Origin of the sequence: Candidatus Halobonum tyrrellensis G22 (genome assembly GCF_000495475.1) — an archaeon.
GTDB lineage: Archaea > Halobacteriota > Halobacteria > Halobacteriales > Haloferacaceae > Halobonum > Halobonum tyrrellense.
On record NZ_ASGZ01000070.1, the window covers coordinates 58,191 to 75,076 of the forward strand.

Annotated in this window: 17 protein-coding genes; 9 read left to right on the forward strand and 8 right to left on the reverse strand. The window is 58.6% G+C overall.

Features of this window, described 5'->3' with window-relative positions:
• Positions 1 to 9: 9 nt before the first annotated feature.
• Entirely contained in the window at positions 10 to 465 is a 456-nt protein-coding gene (locus K933_RS16980) for a winged helix-turn-helix domain-containing protein (RefSeq protein WP_161631431.1), read from the forward strand.
• A 268-nt stretch (positions 466 to 733) separates the two neighbouring features.
• Here K933_RS16980 and K933_RS17590 read toward each other — a convergent pair whose 3' ends face one another.
• A complete protein-coding gene (locus tag K933_RS17590; protein WP_080509318.1) occupies positions 734 to 970 on the reverse strand; it encodes a hypothetical protein in 237 nt (78 codons plus the stop codon).
• Positions 971 to 1,093: 123 nt separating this feature from the next.
• On the opposite strand from K933_RS17590, the gene K933_RS16985 reads away from it, so the two are divergent.
• From K933_RS16985 to K933_RS18115, 6 genes are all read left to right on the forward strand, one after another.
• Positions 1,094 to 1,372, forward strand: coding sequence for a hypothetical protein (locus tag K933_RS16985; protein WP_023395991.1), 279 nt, complete (start codon positions 1,094 to 1,096; stop codon positions 1,370 to 1,372).
• Between the two features lie 5 nt (positions 1,373 to 1,377).
• Complete coding sequence (locus K933_RS17595; RefSeq protein WP_080509319.1) at positions 1,378 to 1,704, forward strand: DUF7558 family protein; 327 nt, start codon at positions 1,378 to 1,380, stop codon at positions 1,702 to 1,704.
• Positions 1,705 to 1,777: 73 nt separating this feature from the next.
• Positions 1,778 to 1,975 carry a hypothetical protein gene (locus K933_RS18105; RefSeq protein ID WP_152529860.1) on the forward strand — a complete coding sequence of 66 codons (198 nt, stop codon included), beginning with the start codon at positions 1,778 to 1,780 and terminating at the stop codon, positions 1,973 to 1,975.
• 587 nt (positions 1,976 to 2,562) lie between these two features.
• The gene (locus K933_RS18110) at positions 2,563 to 2,745 is read left to right on the forward strand and encodes a hypothetical protein (RefSeq protein ID WP_152529861.1); all 183 of its coding nucleotides are present in this window, start codon (positions 2,563 to 2,565) and stop codon (positions 2,743 to 2,745) included.
• On the forward strand, positions 2,742 to 3,032 hold the full coding sequence (locus K933_RS16990) for a hypothetical protein (protein WP_049948004.1): 291 nt from the start codon (positions 2,742 to 2,744) through the stop codon (positions 3,030 to 3,032). Before K933_RS18110 ends, K933_RS16990 begins: the two co-directional genes overlap by 4 nt.
• A gap of 91 nt (positions 3,033 to 3,123) precedes the next feature.
• The gene (locus tag K933_RS18115) at positions 3,124 to 3,525 is read left to right on the forward strand and encodes a hypothetical protein (RefSeq protein WP_152529862.1); all 402 of its coding nucleotides are present in this window, start codon (positions 3,124 to 3,126) and stop codon (positions 3,523 to 3,525) included.
• 5 nt (positions 3,526 to 3,530) lie between these two features.
• Here K933_RS18115 and K933_RS18120 read toward each other — a convergent pair whose 3' ends face one another.
• Positions 3,531 to 4,160, reverse strand: coding sequence for a hypothetical protein (locus K933_RS18120; RefSeq protein WP_152529863.1), 630 nt, complete (start codon positions 4,158 to 4,160; stop codon positions 3,531 to 3,533).
• A gap of 356 nt (positions 4,161 to 4,516) precedes the next feature.
• Here K933_RS18120 and K933_RS19130 point away from each other — a divergent pair, with 356 nt between their 5' ends.
• Both K933_RS19130 and K933_RS16995 read left to right on the forward strand, forming a co-directional pair.
• Positions 4,517 to 4,747 carry a hypothetical protein gene (locus tag K933_RS19130; RefSeq protein WP_235063465.1) on the forward strand — a complete coding sequence of 77 codons (231 nt, stop codon included), beginning with the start codon at positions 4,517 to 4,519 and terminating at the stop codon, positions 4,745 to 4,747.
• Entirely contained in the window at positions 4,737 to 5,150 is a 414-nt protein-coding gene (locus K933_RS16995; RefSeq protein ID WP_049948005.1) for an HVO_A0114 family putative DNA-binding protein, read from the forward strand. Before K933_RS19130 ends, K933_RS16995 begins: the two co-directional genes overlap by 11 nt.
• Positions 5,151 to 5,369: 219 nt before the next feature.
• Here K933_RS16995 and K933_RS18125 read toward each other — a convergent pair whose 3' ends face one another.
• The 6 genes from K933_RS18125 to K933_RS19135 form a co-directional block, all read right to left on the reverse strand.
• Positions 5,370 to 5,579, reverse strand: a complete 210-nt coding sequence (locus tag K933_RS18125) for a hypothetical protein (protein WP_152529864.1) — start codon at positions 5,577 to 5,579, stop codon at positions 5,370 to 5,372.
• Complete coding sequence (locus K933_RS17000) at positions 5,560 to 11,154, reverse strand: DEAD/DEAH box helicase (protein ID WP_023395993.1); 5,595 nt, start codon at positions 11,152 to 11,154, stop codon at positions 5,560 to 5,562. Before K933_RS17000 ends, K933_RS18125 begins: the two co-directional genes overlap by 20 nt.
• Positions 11,155 to 11,215: 61 nt before the next feature.
• A complete protein-coding gene (locus K933_RS17005; RefSeq protein ID WP_023395994.1) occupies positions 11,216 to 12,016 on the reverse strand; it encodes a hypothetical protein in 801 nt (266 codons plus the stop codon).
• Between the two features lies 1 nt (position 12,017).
• Entirely contained in the window at positions 12,018 to 15,113 is a 3,096-nt protein-coding gene (locus K933_RS17010) for a hypothetical protein (protein WP_023395995.1), read from the reverse strand.
• Positions 15,110 to 15,973, reverse strand: a complete 864-nt coding sequence (locus K933_RS17015) for a hypothetical protein (RefSeq protein WP_023395996.1) — start codon at positions 15,971 to 15,973, stop codon at positions 15,110 to 15,112. The genes K933_RS17010 and K933_RS17015 overlap by 4 nt, the downstream gene beginning before the upstream one ends.
• Positions 15,970 to 16,821, reverse strand: coding sequence for a hypothetical protein (locus K933_RS19135; RefSeq protein ID WP_023395997.1), 852 nt, complete (start codon positions 16,819 to 16,821; stop codon positions 15,970 to 15,972). Before K933_RS19135 ends, K933_RS17015 begins: the two co-directional genes overlap by 4 nt.
• Positions 16,822 to 16,886: the final 65 nt, after the last annotated feature.

Below are 16,886 nucleotides of genomic sequence, written 5' to 3' on the forward strand. Positions count from 1 at the left end.
TCGAGGTTAATGACCGTTAACCTGATTACACCAGGTCGTGTACTCTGGCCCATGGCGGATAGTCCCTCGACGGCGTCGACGGAGACGGACGAGCCCGAAGCCGACGCGATCGCGACGCTGACGGCGGATCTGTTCGACGAGGACCCGCTCCTCGATCTGGATACGTATCTCGATCTGTTCGAGGAGATCGCGGAGCGACCGCGCTTCGCAATCCTGTATGCGCTCAAAACCGAGGGCAAACTGAGCGCGAACGAACTCGGCGAGGCACTCGGTCGACGCGAGAACAGCCTTCACTACCATCTGAACCGGCTAGTCGAGGCCGGTCTCGTGGAGAACCGCAAACAGGAGCGTCCGGATGTAAACGGGCTCTATTCGTACTACGAGCTCACCGGTCTCGGGGCCGACCTGATCGACGCGGCGACCGAGTTCATCGGCCAGGAGAAGACGGCACTCGAACAGTACTGACGACTGTGGAGCCACAGACGCTTCGACTGCTCCAGCAGATCCGTGCGACCGAGTGGGACTCGTTGAGCGTACGTGAACTCGCCTACCGGAACTCGGAGATTACCAAGCGTACCGCTCATGATCACCTACGGGAGATGGCGACGCGGGCCGACTGCTCGTCGCGAAACTCGAAGCCGAAACGCGTGCACAGAACGTTCCGTGGACATACTATGCGGTGACCGAGTACGCATCCAAACTCCTGAAATTTCACACCGCTGATCGACGGTAGTCACTCGTACGGACGGGGCGGAATCCGTAGCTCCCCGTCAACTTCGTAGAGATAGCCTTTCAGGAGGAGCGCCTCGATCCGGTCGCGAGCATCGGCCGCTTCGATATCGTGGGTCGCGAGGTGTTCGACTGCTGTCTCTCGTGGGAGGCCATCGACATCGTGGTCGTCGGCGTATGCTTCGAGATGCTCGAGAACAGCGCGTTGTCCCGGACTTACCGGCGTCCGAGCGTTGCCCATTGACGGTCCCTACGAGATCATCATAGTAGGGCGTTGGGGTGTGTCAGACGCTCGTGCGACGACTCTGAGAGGTTTATCGGCGCCGAAGGGCCCGAGGCGCTTTGAGGCGTCTCGTGACTCCATATGGATAGTCCGACCGCATTTGACGATACAAGTACCGACCACGAGCGATTCGAGACCGAACAACTCGCTCAGGATCGAGACGCCGAGCAGTCGACGGCTGATCTCACCGACGGGACGGCACGGCGGCTCGTGACCGACCTCGTCGACGACGGCGTGGTAACCTCCGTTGCGGAACGACGAGTGTTGGTCCACGATCGGAGTGGCGAGGCGTTCGACTCAATTACGCAACTCGCTGCGTTCCATCGTGGGTGGACCGCCGGCTGTGACGAGGAGACATAATTCCGATGCAACGGACGCTCACCGGCTGTTGGTTCTGTGAGGCGCCACCGAGTACGAACCTCGGTACGGCGCGGTCGTGGGGCCATGATGACCTCGTTACGTACCCCATCTGCGCCGACTGTGCGCTTCAAGAAGTCGCTGATCCCGACGAACGCGGCCACCGAGCCTGCGACGGCTGTGGACTCGTCGTCAACACCGGCGTGGCACTCACAGGGTTCCGCGTCAAACTCGGTCACCTGGAGGGCACGCTTCGGTTCTGTGAACGGTGTAGTCCAGACGGGCGCGTGACGTACTGGACACGTGCTCTCAACGACCACGTCGCTGTCGACTAATCTATCTCCCTCAAGCTCTTGGCTCTGAGCTAACAGAAGATATATAACAAATTCTAACGGAGAATCACCGTACATGGTCTCAAATTCCCTCTCCTTCATCGGATTTCTACTGTTGATGATTGGATTACTTTACGTGGTTTACTGGGTCTACACCGATGCGAAAGCAAGAGGTAATGCACAACTGCCTTGGGCCATTTTTGTGCTCTTCACGACTGCATTTGGACTACTCATATATCTACTCTTCAGGAACTCTTCAACTCCACGCTACTAGGATACCGGCTAGGGTTGCAGTCGGACGCTAGTGGCTATCGGTAAGCGACTTATCTTCCACAGCTTCACATGAGAGCGGTGAGACTTAACCAACAGCTGCTGGCGTTCCCTCTCCGAAGTGTTGGTTAAGAACAGTCAGTCTATCGGCGCCGGAACGGGCGAGGCGCGACTGCACTCGCGTCTTGTGGCACCAATGAGAGTTCGATACGTATCCGATGAGCCGATGTACCGTCTCGATCACCCCGAAGCACTCGCCAGTCGGGAGGCGTACTGATGCCAGCAGGTGATGGTGCGACGCGGGTCGTCTCTGAGCCGACCTGTGAGGATTGCGGCGTATAGCTCACGGGCGAGCTCCGAATCCGGGTCGACCGTTGGGCGATGGTCACCTGTCGCGAGTGCGCACCGGAGGCTCGCGAGACCGCGTCGCCATCGTGTACCGTCTTCTCGTTGCCGCGAATCGACGACGACACGGTGGACGGTGGAGCCGCCAAGGAGACGACGTGAGAACCGACCCATAGCGACCGCAGAGGAGTTTTTCGGCGCCCGAGGGGGCGAGGCGCGCGTTTCGAGCGTGCGTCGTGCACATTCATGCCTGGATCAGAGACGGTCGAGAAGTCAGCGCAGTGTCCCGACGAACACAATCCGGCGACCAGTGAGCAAAACCAGGACGAGGAGACGTGCCCGAACGGGGAGGCGTGGTGTGAGGGTACCGAGAGCGACGAACTGTCGTGTTTCCGCTGTTACCTCGATGGACAGGAGGAGAGCCGATGAGCGCCATCACCAATGCCGGTGGCGCGGAAGCGATCGAGGAGCCGCTGTCCGACCGCGAGATCCGAGCGCTCACCGAACGGTTGGTCGTCCTCGACCGGGGCGCGCCGGGACTGTTCACGGTCTTCTCCGAGGAGGGGACGGAGTATACAGTCGACATCCACGACGGGGGAGCGTGTACGTGCAATGCCGGCGGGGTCACGGCAACCGTATCTTTTGACCGTAGGCAGCATCGAATCCCAGCTGTCAGCGGGACGTGGCAGGGCAGGTCCCCAACAACTTCAAGATAGTTGTGCACCTCGCTCTGGAAGTGCCATTTTTACCCCGTCACGTTCGTCCTGCGCCGCCCGTTTGATATCAAGGTAGACTCAATACTGTTGTATGTCCAACCGTGGACCACCGAGCGACGACCCGGACATCGGATCACTCATAACGAAACTGAACCGAATCGAAGATACAGTCAGGGAAGTCGAATTGAGTGTCGAGACGCTTGAATCAAGGCAGGATCAGATCATTTCCGTGATGAAGGATAACGACAACCTCAGGTTTGAGTTGACCCCTCCTAGTACGAGTAATGACGAGGATGAGAACGGGGATGAAACGGATCCTGACGACGGCGATAGAAACGGTGAGAATAGCGGCGAAGACGAAGCAGATGAGAACGGGACAGCGAATGAGAGCGAAGACGATGACGGTTCGGCTGACAATGCCGACTTGCAGGACGTCGTTGACGCAATCAACAACCTCAGCGATACACTAGACGATGTCAAGGACACACTGTAAAGGCTTCAGTTGGAGTGATTCTCGTTATTGAGCTTGTCAAGCGCGTGTGCTTGATAGCAGCTGAGTTCACAAACCTTCTTCATAATTTCTTCCCGGTTTTGATTTTTCTCTTCCTCGTCATCACTATGAGTTCGGTAGGAGTACGAAAGATCCTCAATATTCTGAGCGGTACCGTAATAATCCACGATCGCTTCAACTTCACACTCGTTTAACATTCCCAGCTGATCACAGTTATTCTCGTACATTGCTGTTGGCACAATGCGACGCATCCGTGCGATTTCGTCAGCGGTGAACTTGTTTGATATGTTATCAAGATTCTCAACTCCGCTGATCTCTGCTTTAAATGTTGCTCGAATATTATTCACCTGCTGTTCATGTTCTTCTTGTTGTCGCTGCTGTTCCTCAATGCGGAGTTTTCGAGTTTCATAAACGTACCAACCGGTAAGACCGACCAGAAGGAGCGTCGCTCCGGCTGAGAGTAGTGAAGTGTAATTGTCGGCGATGCTCGGATTACCATTGCTGAGTGCGTTTATAGTCTGTCCTGATCCATATAATACAATAGCGAACCCAGACAATAACGATATAATAGTGATTGCAATGGCGAGTTCTTCTTCCTTGCTTGTTATATTGCACATGGATTTTCCTTTAGTTGCGGGGATAGTCAGATCATTTCTCTACAGCTGGTAGTCATCTGTGGCCCGAAGAAGTTTACTACGAACTCTTGAATTTACCCCCCAGCTATCATAGCATTTCAAAAGGAACGACGATAGGGTGTAGTAAGCGAAAGGTGGAGACTGCGCCAACGTCTGGTGACTGATTGATGACGATATCTTGGTTAATATTCCATAGCAAGTCACATACGTTGATGTATGAGGACACGGAGGTCGACTCGTACGTCGACCGACATCGGGTCGTCGACGACCACGTCATCAACGTCGTCATCCTCCGTGTCCCCGAATCAGAGAAGTACCCCGAGGGGTAGAAGTACCGGATGCACTTCGGCACCCGCGACGGTGAGACGATCGTTCGGTACGACAACTCTCAAGGGGTCCACGAGCGGCACAGTATCGGCGATGCGGACCCGGAACACATCGAGTTTCCTGGCCCGACAAACTACTCGCGCGCTTCGAACGCGACGTACGCGAGCATCTGTAGGCCGCGACGGCCATCCGGCAGCCCACACAGGGGCAACCCATGCCCAGAGGACCACAATGACCGATGATCCACCCACCACGCTCGTCGTCCGCCTCGAGGAGACTGACGAGTTCTTCGACCAACTCCACGCAGACGTCGAGGCGATGGAGCAGGGTGAACAGCCCGAACACCCGCACAGTCTCAGCGTTCCAGACTTGGAAGCACTGGAAGACATCTTCACTGAGCGAAATCTGGAGTTAGTCCGGGCGATTCGGCATCACGAACCCGAAAGTATGCGTGCGGCCGCTCGACTCGTCGACCGAGACATCAAGAACGTGAGTACGGCACTCAATCGACTCGCCGAACTCGGACTCGTCGAGATCGAACAAGATGGCCGCTCGAAGCGTCCCGTCGTGACCTACGACGACATCCGTATCGAGATCAATCTCGACGAGTCTGGTGCCGACTCAGAGAGCGCGATCTCGGCCTAGTACAGTGTGGACTGCGGAAAAACCGATTCGACGCGACTGCGTCGAATGCCCTTCGTAGCTATTCCTTGTGACTAGAACTACTTAAACGAAGGACCACTCGCAAACGACGAGCACGAAGGTATCAAGGTTTCAGTATAGTAATCTCAATATTAGCTCGTTCCACTCTTTATGCCTCAGATAGAGTTGCCGTCTTTGATATTTTTACTAACGGTATTGTTCCTAGGAATCGTTTCTGAGCCGTTTTTCTGTACGCTTGAATGCTAATCGAAGTTCTTCCTCGTCGTCAAAATCTTCGTCGCTCTGCTTGAGATCGAGTTTCAGGAACGCTGCGACGAAAACTCTCCTCCTTTCGAACCAACAAAAATAGACGGTTACAAGTTCGCCTGACAACAGTGAACGGGGGTAGTTCTCATCCTTCTCCTGGTGCATCTCTGGATATACGACGAAGGCGAAGTCCGTTCTCGACGAGTTCAAGCACATTATTGCGCTCGAACGACTGAGGGCGGTTCCGATGGGTACACCCGTACTGATACAGACAGCGTGGACACCCATCCGAACAGTCACACCTAAACTGCGTCGAGATGAGGTCCATTGCGGACTGGAAGTTCTCGAACGCCCCATCCTCTTCTTCGATCAGAAGACGAGAGACGGCCGCACCTCCCTCGAGCGAGTCGAACACGTCGGCGTATTCCATCCCGACATACTCGTTGAGATCCCGGATCGTCACACCAGAGAGTTTCTGAAGCGCCAACCGAAGGCCGTGAACGAGCGTGTGATCCGCGTGATGTGTTTCCCCACTTAGGCTCACCCGGACACCCTCAGTCGAGTACGAGTATCCCAACCGGGCGTACGTGGCCTCCGAATCCCCGGTATCGACGACGTGATCGGGGTTGACTGAACAGCGACGAGTGTCATTGTCGTCTTCGTACACGACCCCGGTGCAGTCCGATTCTTCACAGATCTCGAACGTTGTCGCTTCGTCGTCCACCGCGCCTGACTGGTACTTGGTACGATATGATTCGGTAAACTCGAGTATCTCGTACTCGCCGAACGCGAGCGTACCGACGGGCGTTCCGTCGGCTGTCTGCAGTTCGAACTGCTGTTCGGAGTCGAAGTCGAGGATCTCCGTCTCTCGGTGTGCGTACGTGTTCTGAACGCGCTCCCCGGAACGCTCGTAGATCTGACGCGCCCGGTCGAGTTCGTTCGGAAGCTGTTCGGTGTCGAGCGTCGCCTCTACGGACTCGAGTGCATAGAGCCGTCGTTGCTGCCAAGCGGTCGCCCCGCACGAACAGTCGGTGTCGAGCGACTCGGCGATGGACCCGCACTCCTGACAGACGAAGTCCTCCGCGAGTCCACCGATGTCCTCGACCGCGGTCTCCGCATACGTCTCGATGGTCTCCCGCAGGTCGGCCGACCCCTTGTCGTCGATGAACACCTGTGAGACGACGAACGGCCGACGCTCGTGCAGGTACGCCGCCCCCGGATGGAGTTCACCGATGGCAAGGCGACTCGACCGACCGCTTCGATCGTCGCCGATCGGTTCGGGTTCGCCCGTCTCGTCGACGACCTCGATCCCGACGGCGTCGGAGACAGTGCGGAGGCTGAACGCGTACTCCGCGAACGCATCCTTAAGGACCGTCAGATAGCTCTTTCCCGACAACTGCTCCAGGTACTCCTCGAGAACACGTCTCCGATCCTCGAACTGCTGTTGTTGTCGCTCTAGCCGGGGTACCTCCTCGGCGGTGGCCGCTTCCAGCCGGGATTCGATCTCGTCTCGACGGGACGCATACTCTTGGATCCGCTCACGGAGTTCATCCGCGTAGGTTCGATACCCGTTAACGAAAACGCGTCTCGCCGCGTCGACAGCGTCGTCGACGAGATGACCGTGTTCGGTTAGTGCCCCGACCAGTGGTCGATCCGAGTCGCATTCGGGGCACCCCGTACCCGCCTTCGATTGTTCGAAGTGTCGGTGACACCCTCTACAGTAAGCGTACGACAGCATCGACTCGAGGTACTCACGGATCTCCCGTTCGTGGTCCGTGATCGTGATCCCGACAGGACGGAGTCGCGACTTGTCCGTCCCGAGGTCGAGTTGCGAGACGTCACGCGACAGTACCTTCGTGAACTTCGCTACCTCGTCGTGCCGTTCCTCCGAGACGTCCGAGCGGCGTTGGACTGATTCTCCCCCCTTTACGCTGTTTCGGGTCGTCTCCCACGGAATGACGAACTCCGCTGCGAGGTAGTCGAGGACACTCCAGGCCAGAGAGATACGGAGAACACGCTCGTTGTGTTCGTTGAGCGGAACGGGCTGTTTGTCGGCGTCGATGAGCTCGACCGGTTCGTCGTAGTAGTAGTAGTCGATCGGGTTGCGCTGGCTCACGCTGTGGACGAGTGCGGACCCGGAACGTCGACCTGCTCGCCCGATCCGCTGGAGGTACGCGTTCATGTTCGGCGGCGTACCGTACAGGAGGAGCGTATCGAGCGACCCGATGTCGACCCCCATCTCCATCGTCGGCCCCGACGAGAGGAAATGCGGATACGTTCCCTCCCGGAACAGGTGTTCGATCTCGCGGCGCCGCATCTTCGGCGTCGCCCCGAAGTACAGTTCGCTCACCAGCAACGCGACACGCGACCGTGTCGCAGTGAACGCTCGCTCGGTGAAGCGCGGGTGGGTTCGTTCGGCCCGATCGAGCATACTGTCCTCCGCTCGAACGACACCGGTCGGTGATTGATACTCGTACTGCCGTTGGGAGTAGTATTGGTCACTGCTCGGGTCGTACTGGACGGACCCCCGGTCGGGGAGCGTCAGTTCGAGCACGGTCGGCTCGAACGCCACCCGATCGTCGTTCCGGAACTCCAAGACGTCTTCACTCACGAGCCGGTCGACGATCCGACGCCGTTCGTCGTCCTCCTCGCCCGCGATGTCCGCAAGCGCGGCGCTGTCTCCGGCATTGACCAACGCGGCGATGACGGGTTCCTCCTCCGGTACGAGTTGGTCACGGACGGACGGCGAGAGCCGAACGTCGACGAGTCCCTCCGTCTCCAATGAGAGTCCCGTCGTCGGTCGCTCACCGACGTGACGGATCGCTCGTCGTCGAAGCTTGTCTTTGACGGCGGATTCGGGGTCCGATATGTACTCGGTGCCGAAGATGGTACTGACGAGGTCGACTCCCTGTTCGTCCCGGACGTCGCCGTCGCCGAGTTCCCGCTCGAGTGCCGAGAGAAGTTCGTAGCTATGCTCGGCCACCGTCTCGAGATCGATCCACGCCGAGCCGGACTCCTCCGACGGGAGTCCGGTCGCGATCGTTCCGGCTGTGAGAGTTGCCAAATCGCTCCCGTTGAGCTTCGCCGGCTGTTGTCCGGCGAGCGCGAGTTCCAACCCCGCGAGCACGAGTTGATCGAGCGCGGTGTCCACTTCCGGTTCCGTGAACGCCCGGTCGATCTCCTTCATGTCTCGATGTGAGTCGGAGAACGCGAGGAGCTTCGAGTCGCGGAGTCCCTCGTCGCTCGCGAGATCCCGAAGTAGGTACTGGGAGGGCGTCACCGCGGCGTTCGTCGGGCTCCGCATCAGCTCGGTGTACGGATCTCCCACCACTGTCGAGTGGAGGCTGTGCGTACACGGGATCGCCTGAGGGTGATCCAGTGGCGACCGGACGCGCCGTTCCCTGTCCCACGTCCGATATCGACGGTACGGTTCTTGCGTAGTTCGGTACGAGGGGTCGGAGCAATCGCAGTTGCCGCCATCGAGCTGCTCCGCGCCACAGGTGGAACAAGTATGGACAGTCGACACCTCGTAGAGGCCGCGTTTCACGAACTCCGTCGATCCACAGGAGCACCTCTCGGGCGGCGATCGGTCGAAGTGCACCGACTCGCAGTCGGCGTCGGTACACACCCATGGAACGTACCGGGTGTTCGTCACCCTGTTCCCGCACGAACAGTCGGTCGGAACCTCAACGGTGGCATGGCTCTCACCGCACTCGCCGCATTCGATCGGACCATTAAGCGCCGCGGCTCGGAGATCCGCTCCGCCACAGGAGATACACGAATGCGTCGTCTCCCACCTGTGCTCACAGGAAGGATTACGGCAGACGAACGTCCCCGTGTCGGTCGGAACGCCCTGTGTCCCGCACCGTTCGCAGCTATCGGTTATCGAGCGAGGCTCGACCTGCCCGCAGTCGGCGCAGTGAACGAACGGCGAGAACGTGACCCGGTGCATGAGGGGACCAGTAGTTTCGTCGGTTCCGCAGAACGGACAGGGCTGGAACTCCTCTCCCCCGATCAGTCCCTCCTCAGTGTGAACGTGGGGGGTGAGCCGGTCGCAGTTCGAACAGGCGTCCGCGATGAGGTGTTCCTCGCCACAGTTGTTACAGTAGGTGGCCCGTGTGACGAACTCACCACCACAGACGTCACAACCGTCCTGCGGAGACCGGTACACCGCCTCACAGGACACACATGCATAGAATCCATCGAGCGGCCACGAGAACAGATGGTGGCGGCTTTCGAGTAGCCCAGCGAACTGGCCCACCGTTCGGAAGTTCTCGACCACACGGCTAGCCTGTTCCTGCGTGAGATCGAACCGGTCGGCGGTGTCAGTAACGAATTCTTCCGGTGTTCGAGGTTCGGTCGACAGATCCGTATAGAGCGTCTGGAAAGTCTGGATGACCGGGTCGTCGGTGCTGTCAGCAGTGTAGTGGTTGAACAACTCGTCCGCAACTTGGTCCTCCAATCGGTCGTTATCGAGGTGTCTCGCGTTCTCAATACGAACGTCGACATCTCCGAACTGGCTGGGCGGTTCGCTATCGCCTCGACCGGCGTCGACGATCGTCTCGGGATCGACAATGTACGCGTACAGTGCTTCCGGAACCTGAACGTCGTAGCTCTCCAGCGATCGCGGATCCTCTCTGACCGGTGTAACTTCGCTCGCCCCGCTCACCTGCCTGAACAGTTCCTCGTCGTTAGCGACCGTCGCGCTGCTCCCGATCACTTGGAGCGGATCGCAGTCTCGACGCTCGCGGAGGCGGCGTAGTCGCTTGACGAGCGTCGCGGTGTAACTCCCCAACAACCCGTCGTAGGTGTGGACCTCGTCGAAGACGAGGAACTCCGGCTCATAGATAAACGCCTCCCGTTCGGTCTCACCGTTGATGTTGAACAGTCGGAAGTTGACCGTATCGGGGTTCGTCAGGATGATGTCCGCGCCGTTCTCCATTAACTCCGACCGGGTCAGGTGGACGAAGTCTAACGGCACGTCGTTCGGTTGGTCGTCTTCACAGTGCGGTTTGTCGGGACGGAGTCTGAAGCCGTTCGAACTGGTCTCGACGAACACGCCCTGTCCGCACGACTGACACTTGTCGAGGTCGTCGTTCGCGCCCGGGCAGCCGAAGTGCTGGAAGGTTCGGTTGAGATAGCCCTGGGCGTTGGACTCGTACTTGTGGCGTGGGGTGTCTCCGTCGTATATCCCCACGGTGACCCATTCTTTCTCCCGGAGGTTCCGGTTGACTCGGCAGAGTATCTGGACCAAGCGCTTGAACTGGTCCTGCGCCAGCGCCTTGGTGGGGTACATCAACAGCGCCTTCGTCGATGTCCGCCCGGACTGGTCGGTCACGGTCTTCGACTTGACGATCTGGTCGAGGATCGGGATCAGCCATGCCTCGGTCTTTCCACGGCCGGTCGCGGCACTGATCACAGTATCGTCGCCCGCGAGGATACGCTCGACGCTTCGCTCCTGGAAGTCGTAGAGACGACGGAAACCCTCCTGATGGAAGGCGCGTTTGATGTTCGGGTGAAGCGACTGTGCCCCCGCGAACGTCGACCAGTCCTGGTCGCTCCAGTTTGCGATGGGAAGCGCTTGGAGGTACGGGCCTCGCATCCCCGCTAGCGTTGTCTCGCCGGCCGAGTCCGGTTGTAGTCGACTCGCGACGCTCTTCGCAGGGAGGCCCCCTCGCCCCTCCAGATACGTCTGGTACGCTTCCCGCATCGTCTCCGCGTGGTGTGCCGGCTCGTTCATTGTTCGCGAGGGTGGGTCGGTTGTTGTCGTCGGTCGATTCGCGGACTCGGCCTCTCGGCGGTCAGATCTCGATCTTCACCGACTCGGCTAATTGTGGGATCGACTTGAGCTCCCGGAGTGTGCTTAGTTCGATGTCGGCGAGGGTCATATCCGTTCGCTGATTGAGGTTGAGGATCGTCTCCATCGTCTCGTCGCTGATTCCGTGCTCCTCTTGGAAGGACGTCGTGTCGTGGAGTTCCTCGCTTTCCTCCCACTTCTTCCGAGCGTTCTGCCACTTTTGGACGACCGACGAGGCGGAGTTCGACGGGTCGTCCATCTCGTTCGTGATGATCGTGCGAAGCCAACTGATGGTGTTCGAGAAGTCTCTCTCCTGGGAACCAAGGGCATACAGGAGATCCTGTGCGGAGTTGAGTTTTTCTTTCCACTCTTCACGTTTCGATCGGTATCGTTCCCTGGCATGGTCAGTCGCCTTGTCGACATCATCTTTGGCGTCCGAGATCTCGTCCCGATATCGGTCGTACTGAGGGCCGCCGCTCAGTTTCCCAGAGGAAGTCCTCTGCTGGTCGAGTCCGTCTTCGACAAGGACGCTGACGAGTTCGTCCGATGTCTTGGTGATTGAACTACGAGCGCGACTGATCGCCGCGTCTCCGGGAGGTTCGATGCCGAACCCGCTGTCGAGGATCTCGCGGTAGAACTGGAGTTTTCGGACCGAGTCCTCCAGAGCGTTGACGTCCCTCTCGAGGGTCGAGACGAGCATTCCGGCTCGTTCGACCTTCTGGTCGATATTCTCGGCGTTCCGCTTCCGGGCAGTGGTCTCCTCGATCTTCTCGACGGCTGACTCGAGTGACGCTGACTCGCTCATGTTAGAACTCCTCCGTGGCTTTGATCGCGTTTTGACGTGCTCGCTCGTACTGCTGCAACTCCTGCAGTTGCTTGACTTGCTCCTCGACGTCGTCAGTGGCGTCGACTTCCTGATCGCTGAGGACCTCGATCATCTCGTCGAGGGCTTTGTAGACGTCCCACGCGTCGTGGGTTTCGAGACTCCTCTGAAAGTCGTGAAGCAAGGCGAGCCGCTCGAACGGTGTATCGCGGTCCGTCGATCGCAGGTCCGAAAGGACCGAGTTGAACTTGTTCAGGTGGAGGTCGTGTCCTTCCGTGGTGAGCGACGCCTTCGCGTCGTTCCAAGATCCATCCCTCGTCACGTCGAAGACTCCCAGCGCCTCGTCGAGTGTGTCGAACGCGTCCAGGAGGTCGGCCTTCGTGTGCTCCGGATCGAACCACTTCTCGACGGCGTCCAAGTGTTCCGCGAAGTGCTCCTCGAGGTCGTCCTCAGAGAGGAGCGATACTTGCACGGCGTAGTCGGACACTGCGTCGAGGAAGGTCGTGACGTTGGTGTTCGCGTTACCGCGATTCGTCCCGATCTCGTACCATTCGGGATAGTCCAACTTCTCCGTGTTAATCTGCTGGGCGAGGTCGAGGTACTTCGCCGGGTCGTCGGCGACCTCCCGTTCGACCGCACGTAGTCGGTCGTGGTCGACGAGGTTCTTCTTCAGGAGGAAGAACCCTTTGACGAGGTCGGTGATTTCGGTCCGACGCTTTTTGAGGGCTTTGAGTTGCTCGTCGAGCGGGCTGTTGTTCCCGAGCGCCGCCCGGATCGGGTCCTTGTAATCCCGGTCGTGCTTCGGCGTCGCCTCGTCGAAAACGAGTTCTCTCGTCACCTCGAGGTCTCCGAACTCTGCGTTCCGGAGGAGGAACTTGGAGAACACGATTACGTGTTCGATAGAGAGTTCCTCCGGCAGGCACGCCTCGACCCGCTCACGAATGTCGTGTCGTAACTGAACGACCGAATCCGTCGCCCAGGCGTGAAGCCGTTCGGCGTTCACGTCGTTCGGGAACCCCTCTCCATCGTGCATTCCGACCTGAAGGATGTCGAAGTAGAGATCGAGGTTCCCGTCGTTGAACTCCAACATGACAGAGAGGTCTTTGCGCTCATCAGGACCCTGAATCGAGACCGGGACCGAACTTCCGTGGGTGAAGTAGATTCCCCCGACACCCGTAGTCGATGCGTTCGGGTTGGCGACTCGAGTGCTGTCGTACCACTTCTCGAGTACCTCCTCGGCACCGGATCGGAGGACGTCCGAACTACTGTACTCCTGGCCGGTTTCGAACCAGTCGTTGAACTCCTTGAGGCGTGTGTTGACGTTCTCCTCGGGTGGCTCCGGCGGTGGGTCGACAACGATATCACTACCACTGTCGTCGCCCTTCGGTCCGTCCGAAACGCCATCACCGTTTCCAGCGGTGCCGGGTCTGTCGACTTCGATCTCGGGAGCGTCTTCCTCCTCTCGACGATCTCCATCGTCATCGCCGATCACCGACGGACGTGTTCGCTCTCCGCCGGTGAGAGCGATCTGATTGTTCAGTTCGAGGACGACATACTCACTACCGGCCTCTTCGCTCTCGAACCGTTCAGCCTCGTCCGGGGGATCGATTTCGAAGTGGTCGAGTACGCCGATAGGAACAAGAATGGGATTGTTGCTCGCTGAAACGCCTGCATCCTTCTTGTACCCGTACCACGTCGCGACTTTTCTCAGATCCGCCGAGTACTTGCTCTGGTCGATCGGCGAGATGACGTCGTCGACGTTGGTGCTTCGGTCGAGTGTCTCGAACGGGGGTTCGTCCGAGAGGAGACACCGACGGACGACCTTCTGCAACAGCACCCTGGGTGTCCGCCGGGGACTCCCGTCGTCGATGAGGTTATCATACGCGACACGGATCGCAGTCTCGTTGAACGGGTAGAGCCCGTCAAACACATCCTCAGTCGTCTCGTCGATCGTGCTGCCGGATTCCGCTTTGATCACGTCGAGGTACTTCCGGACGAGTTCGATGGAGAGGGCGTCATCGAGGAAGAGCGACTCACCGTTCTCGGTGAGCGTCATGTACCCCTCCGCTCGGTCCTTCAGATACGTGAGCGCGTCCTGCGACTCACGGTCTCCGAGTGCGTCCTGGAGGTCGTCCTGCTCGAACCCGGTCGTGTATCCGAGGACGATATCGAACGAGGCGCTCTCGACCTGAATGATCTGGTCGAGTAGTTGCTCCTTGAGGACGGAGAAGGTGGTGACGTCTTCACAGATGATCACCGGCCGCTTGCCCATCTCGTCGATGTACTGCTCGGTGTACTGCAGCAGTTGGCCTTGGAAGTCGGTAACACCGATGACGTGCGAGAAGTGCCGATGGATCTCGTCCCGAAGGACTTGGCGCAGGACACGCTGGTTGGAGTGGAAGACGCTGTCGCTTCCCAACTTCAGTGCGAGGTCGCGATAGTCGTCCTTCGAGATGAGATCCGGATCGAAGTCGGTCTCGTCTTCCGCCTCGAGTCCGCGCTGATACTGCTCGATGTTTGACCGCAACATCTCCGTGAGGCCGCCCTCCTCGATGATCCGGTCGATGTCCGCGTCCTCCAGTTTCTGTCCGGGGTTCGCGGAAAGATTTGTAGTGATCGCGTCCGCAACCTTCGAGGGATCGAGGCCGCTCACCTGCGATATTTCCGGGTCGATACCCAGCGGCTCGGCTAGCGTCTCGATAATCTGCTCGAGGCTTGTCTCGCTGGCCTTGATGTGAAGGGGGATGCGCTCCTCTACGTCGGTCGGCGAGCCCCCACGGAGACCCTGGAGTTCATAGTCGAGCCATTGACAGAGCTGGCTCTTGCCGGACCCGGTTTCACCCTTCAGGATGTACGTACGGATGTCGTCATCGAGGTCTCCGCTCAGGATCGTATCACGGAGATCCGCTTGGGTGACGATGGTGTCCTGTTTGTCGGCGAGGAACTCGGCGTAAATCCGGTCGATATCGAGGTGCGTCTTGTAGAACTTCTCCGGATCAGACTTCTGTTGTGACGTTGCCGTCAGATACTCCCTGACGACGTTCTCGTTCCACGGACGGGCCTCCTTGGTCAGGCTCATTGGGCCACCTCCACGCGATGTGCTGCGAGTGGGTACTCGTACGCCGGTCTGGTCGGTCGCTCCCCAAGTTCGAACGAACTCGTCGTCTTCGATTGCAGCGTCGGGATCGAGACGTGCTTGTGGGTGTCGCTCATTGATGTGAGTGTCAGCGAATCGTCATACTGCATCGTACTGAGTGTCTCAGCGAGTCCTCGGTGGACGATCGGTGTCGAGCCCCCCCGCTCGGCATAACATGAACAGAACCGGTTCTCGATCCAGTTCAGCGCGTCGCGGACACGATTCGACCCGTCTTCCGACTCCATAAACGCCGAGAGGAGATCGTACACGAGACGCGGGGACGGACTTGTGAGGATCCCCTGATTGTCGTGGACGGAAACCAATCCGAATGGACCGACTAGGTTGTACCACGTTTGGACCTTCTCGGTGTTCCAATCGAACGAGTACTCCAACTCTCGTTTGGCCTCCTCGACGAGCAGTTCCTTGTCGTAGAACTGCGCGTCCTGTTTCGCGAGGAGTCGGTGCAGTTCCATGAAATGTTCCTGGTTCCCTGACTGCTGCTTGAGATGGTGAAGGACTCGAAGTTCAAAGGGGAGATCGGCGAACGGTTGTCCCTCGATCGGTTTCACTATCCGATCGTCGGATCGTTCGACGAAGTCGATCGCGTGGAGGAACTGAACGGTGTCGTCGATCGTCGATGTCGAGTTCCCGCCCGTCTCGGGACGGCCGAAGTCCGAATACAGTTGTTTCAGCGGGGTCACCTCGGTTATCTGCTCGAAGATCGCTTTGACGTCTGCTCCACGGACCGACTGATAGCTAACTAAGTCCTTCTTCGACTTTCCTGTAGCGTGAGTGTAACTCATCGGTTGGTATCGTTCTGATATTCGGCGAGCCGTTCTGCATCGAAGTCGCACCGGTGAAGCGTCGCGATCATCCGTCTCGCGATCTTGCCCGTATCGCCCTGCTCGATCCACGAGCGAAGCGCCTCCATGACGTGCTCTTCGTACTCGTCGAGGATATCCTGGAGGTCGTGTTCGAGGAAGTAGTACAGCGGATCCCAGACGGGACTTTCTGCCGGTGCCTCTTCGTACTCGAACAGTTCCGGCAGGGTCGATGCCGGCGCTCCGTGTTTCGAATGATACTCGGAGATTCGATGGAAGAACACGTTTTTCGTGTAGTCCAGCGGAAGCGTCGAGTCGACGCGTTCGACGACGTAGTCCCGAACGAGGTCAAGATAGTCAAACGTCATGGCGTTGAACTGATCCGCCGCGGAGCGACCCTTGACCGGGGTTCGCGAGGGGATCTCTGGTGTGTCGGTATCGGTCACGAGGACGTACTGGCCGTCGCCGATCCGTTCGCTCGCAGTCCGAAGCAACTCCCACGTGGCGTCGGCCTGTGAGATCCCTTCGTAGTCGAACTCCTGTTCGTGACGGGGGAGCAACTGCGGTGCAGTGACGATGTGGCCCAACGGGAACGAAACGTCCGCTGGAGACACTTCGTGTGGGTCCGTGTACCTGTGTTCGACGAGTTGGAACTCGCGAGCCCAGAGATCGTCGTATACGAACTCTTCGACCCCCAATTCGCAGAGAAGGGGGATGCTCCGGAGCTGTGCGCGTTCCTGCTGACCACGGTTCTCCAGGTGTTCGTCATGGATGACGACTGGGGACTCACTCGTTCCGAGAAACGCCGAGAGCCCGTTCTGTCCGGTCATCTATGGGGTACCCGGACCGATTCACGCTTCAGACGTCTCTGAACATTGAGTCCGACCGACCCGTT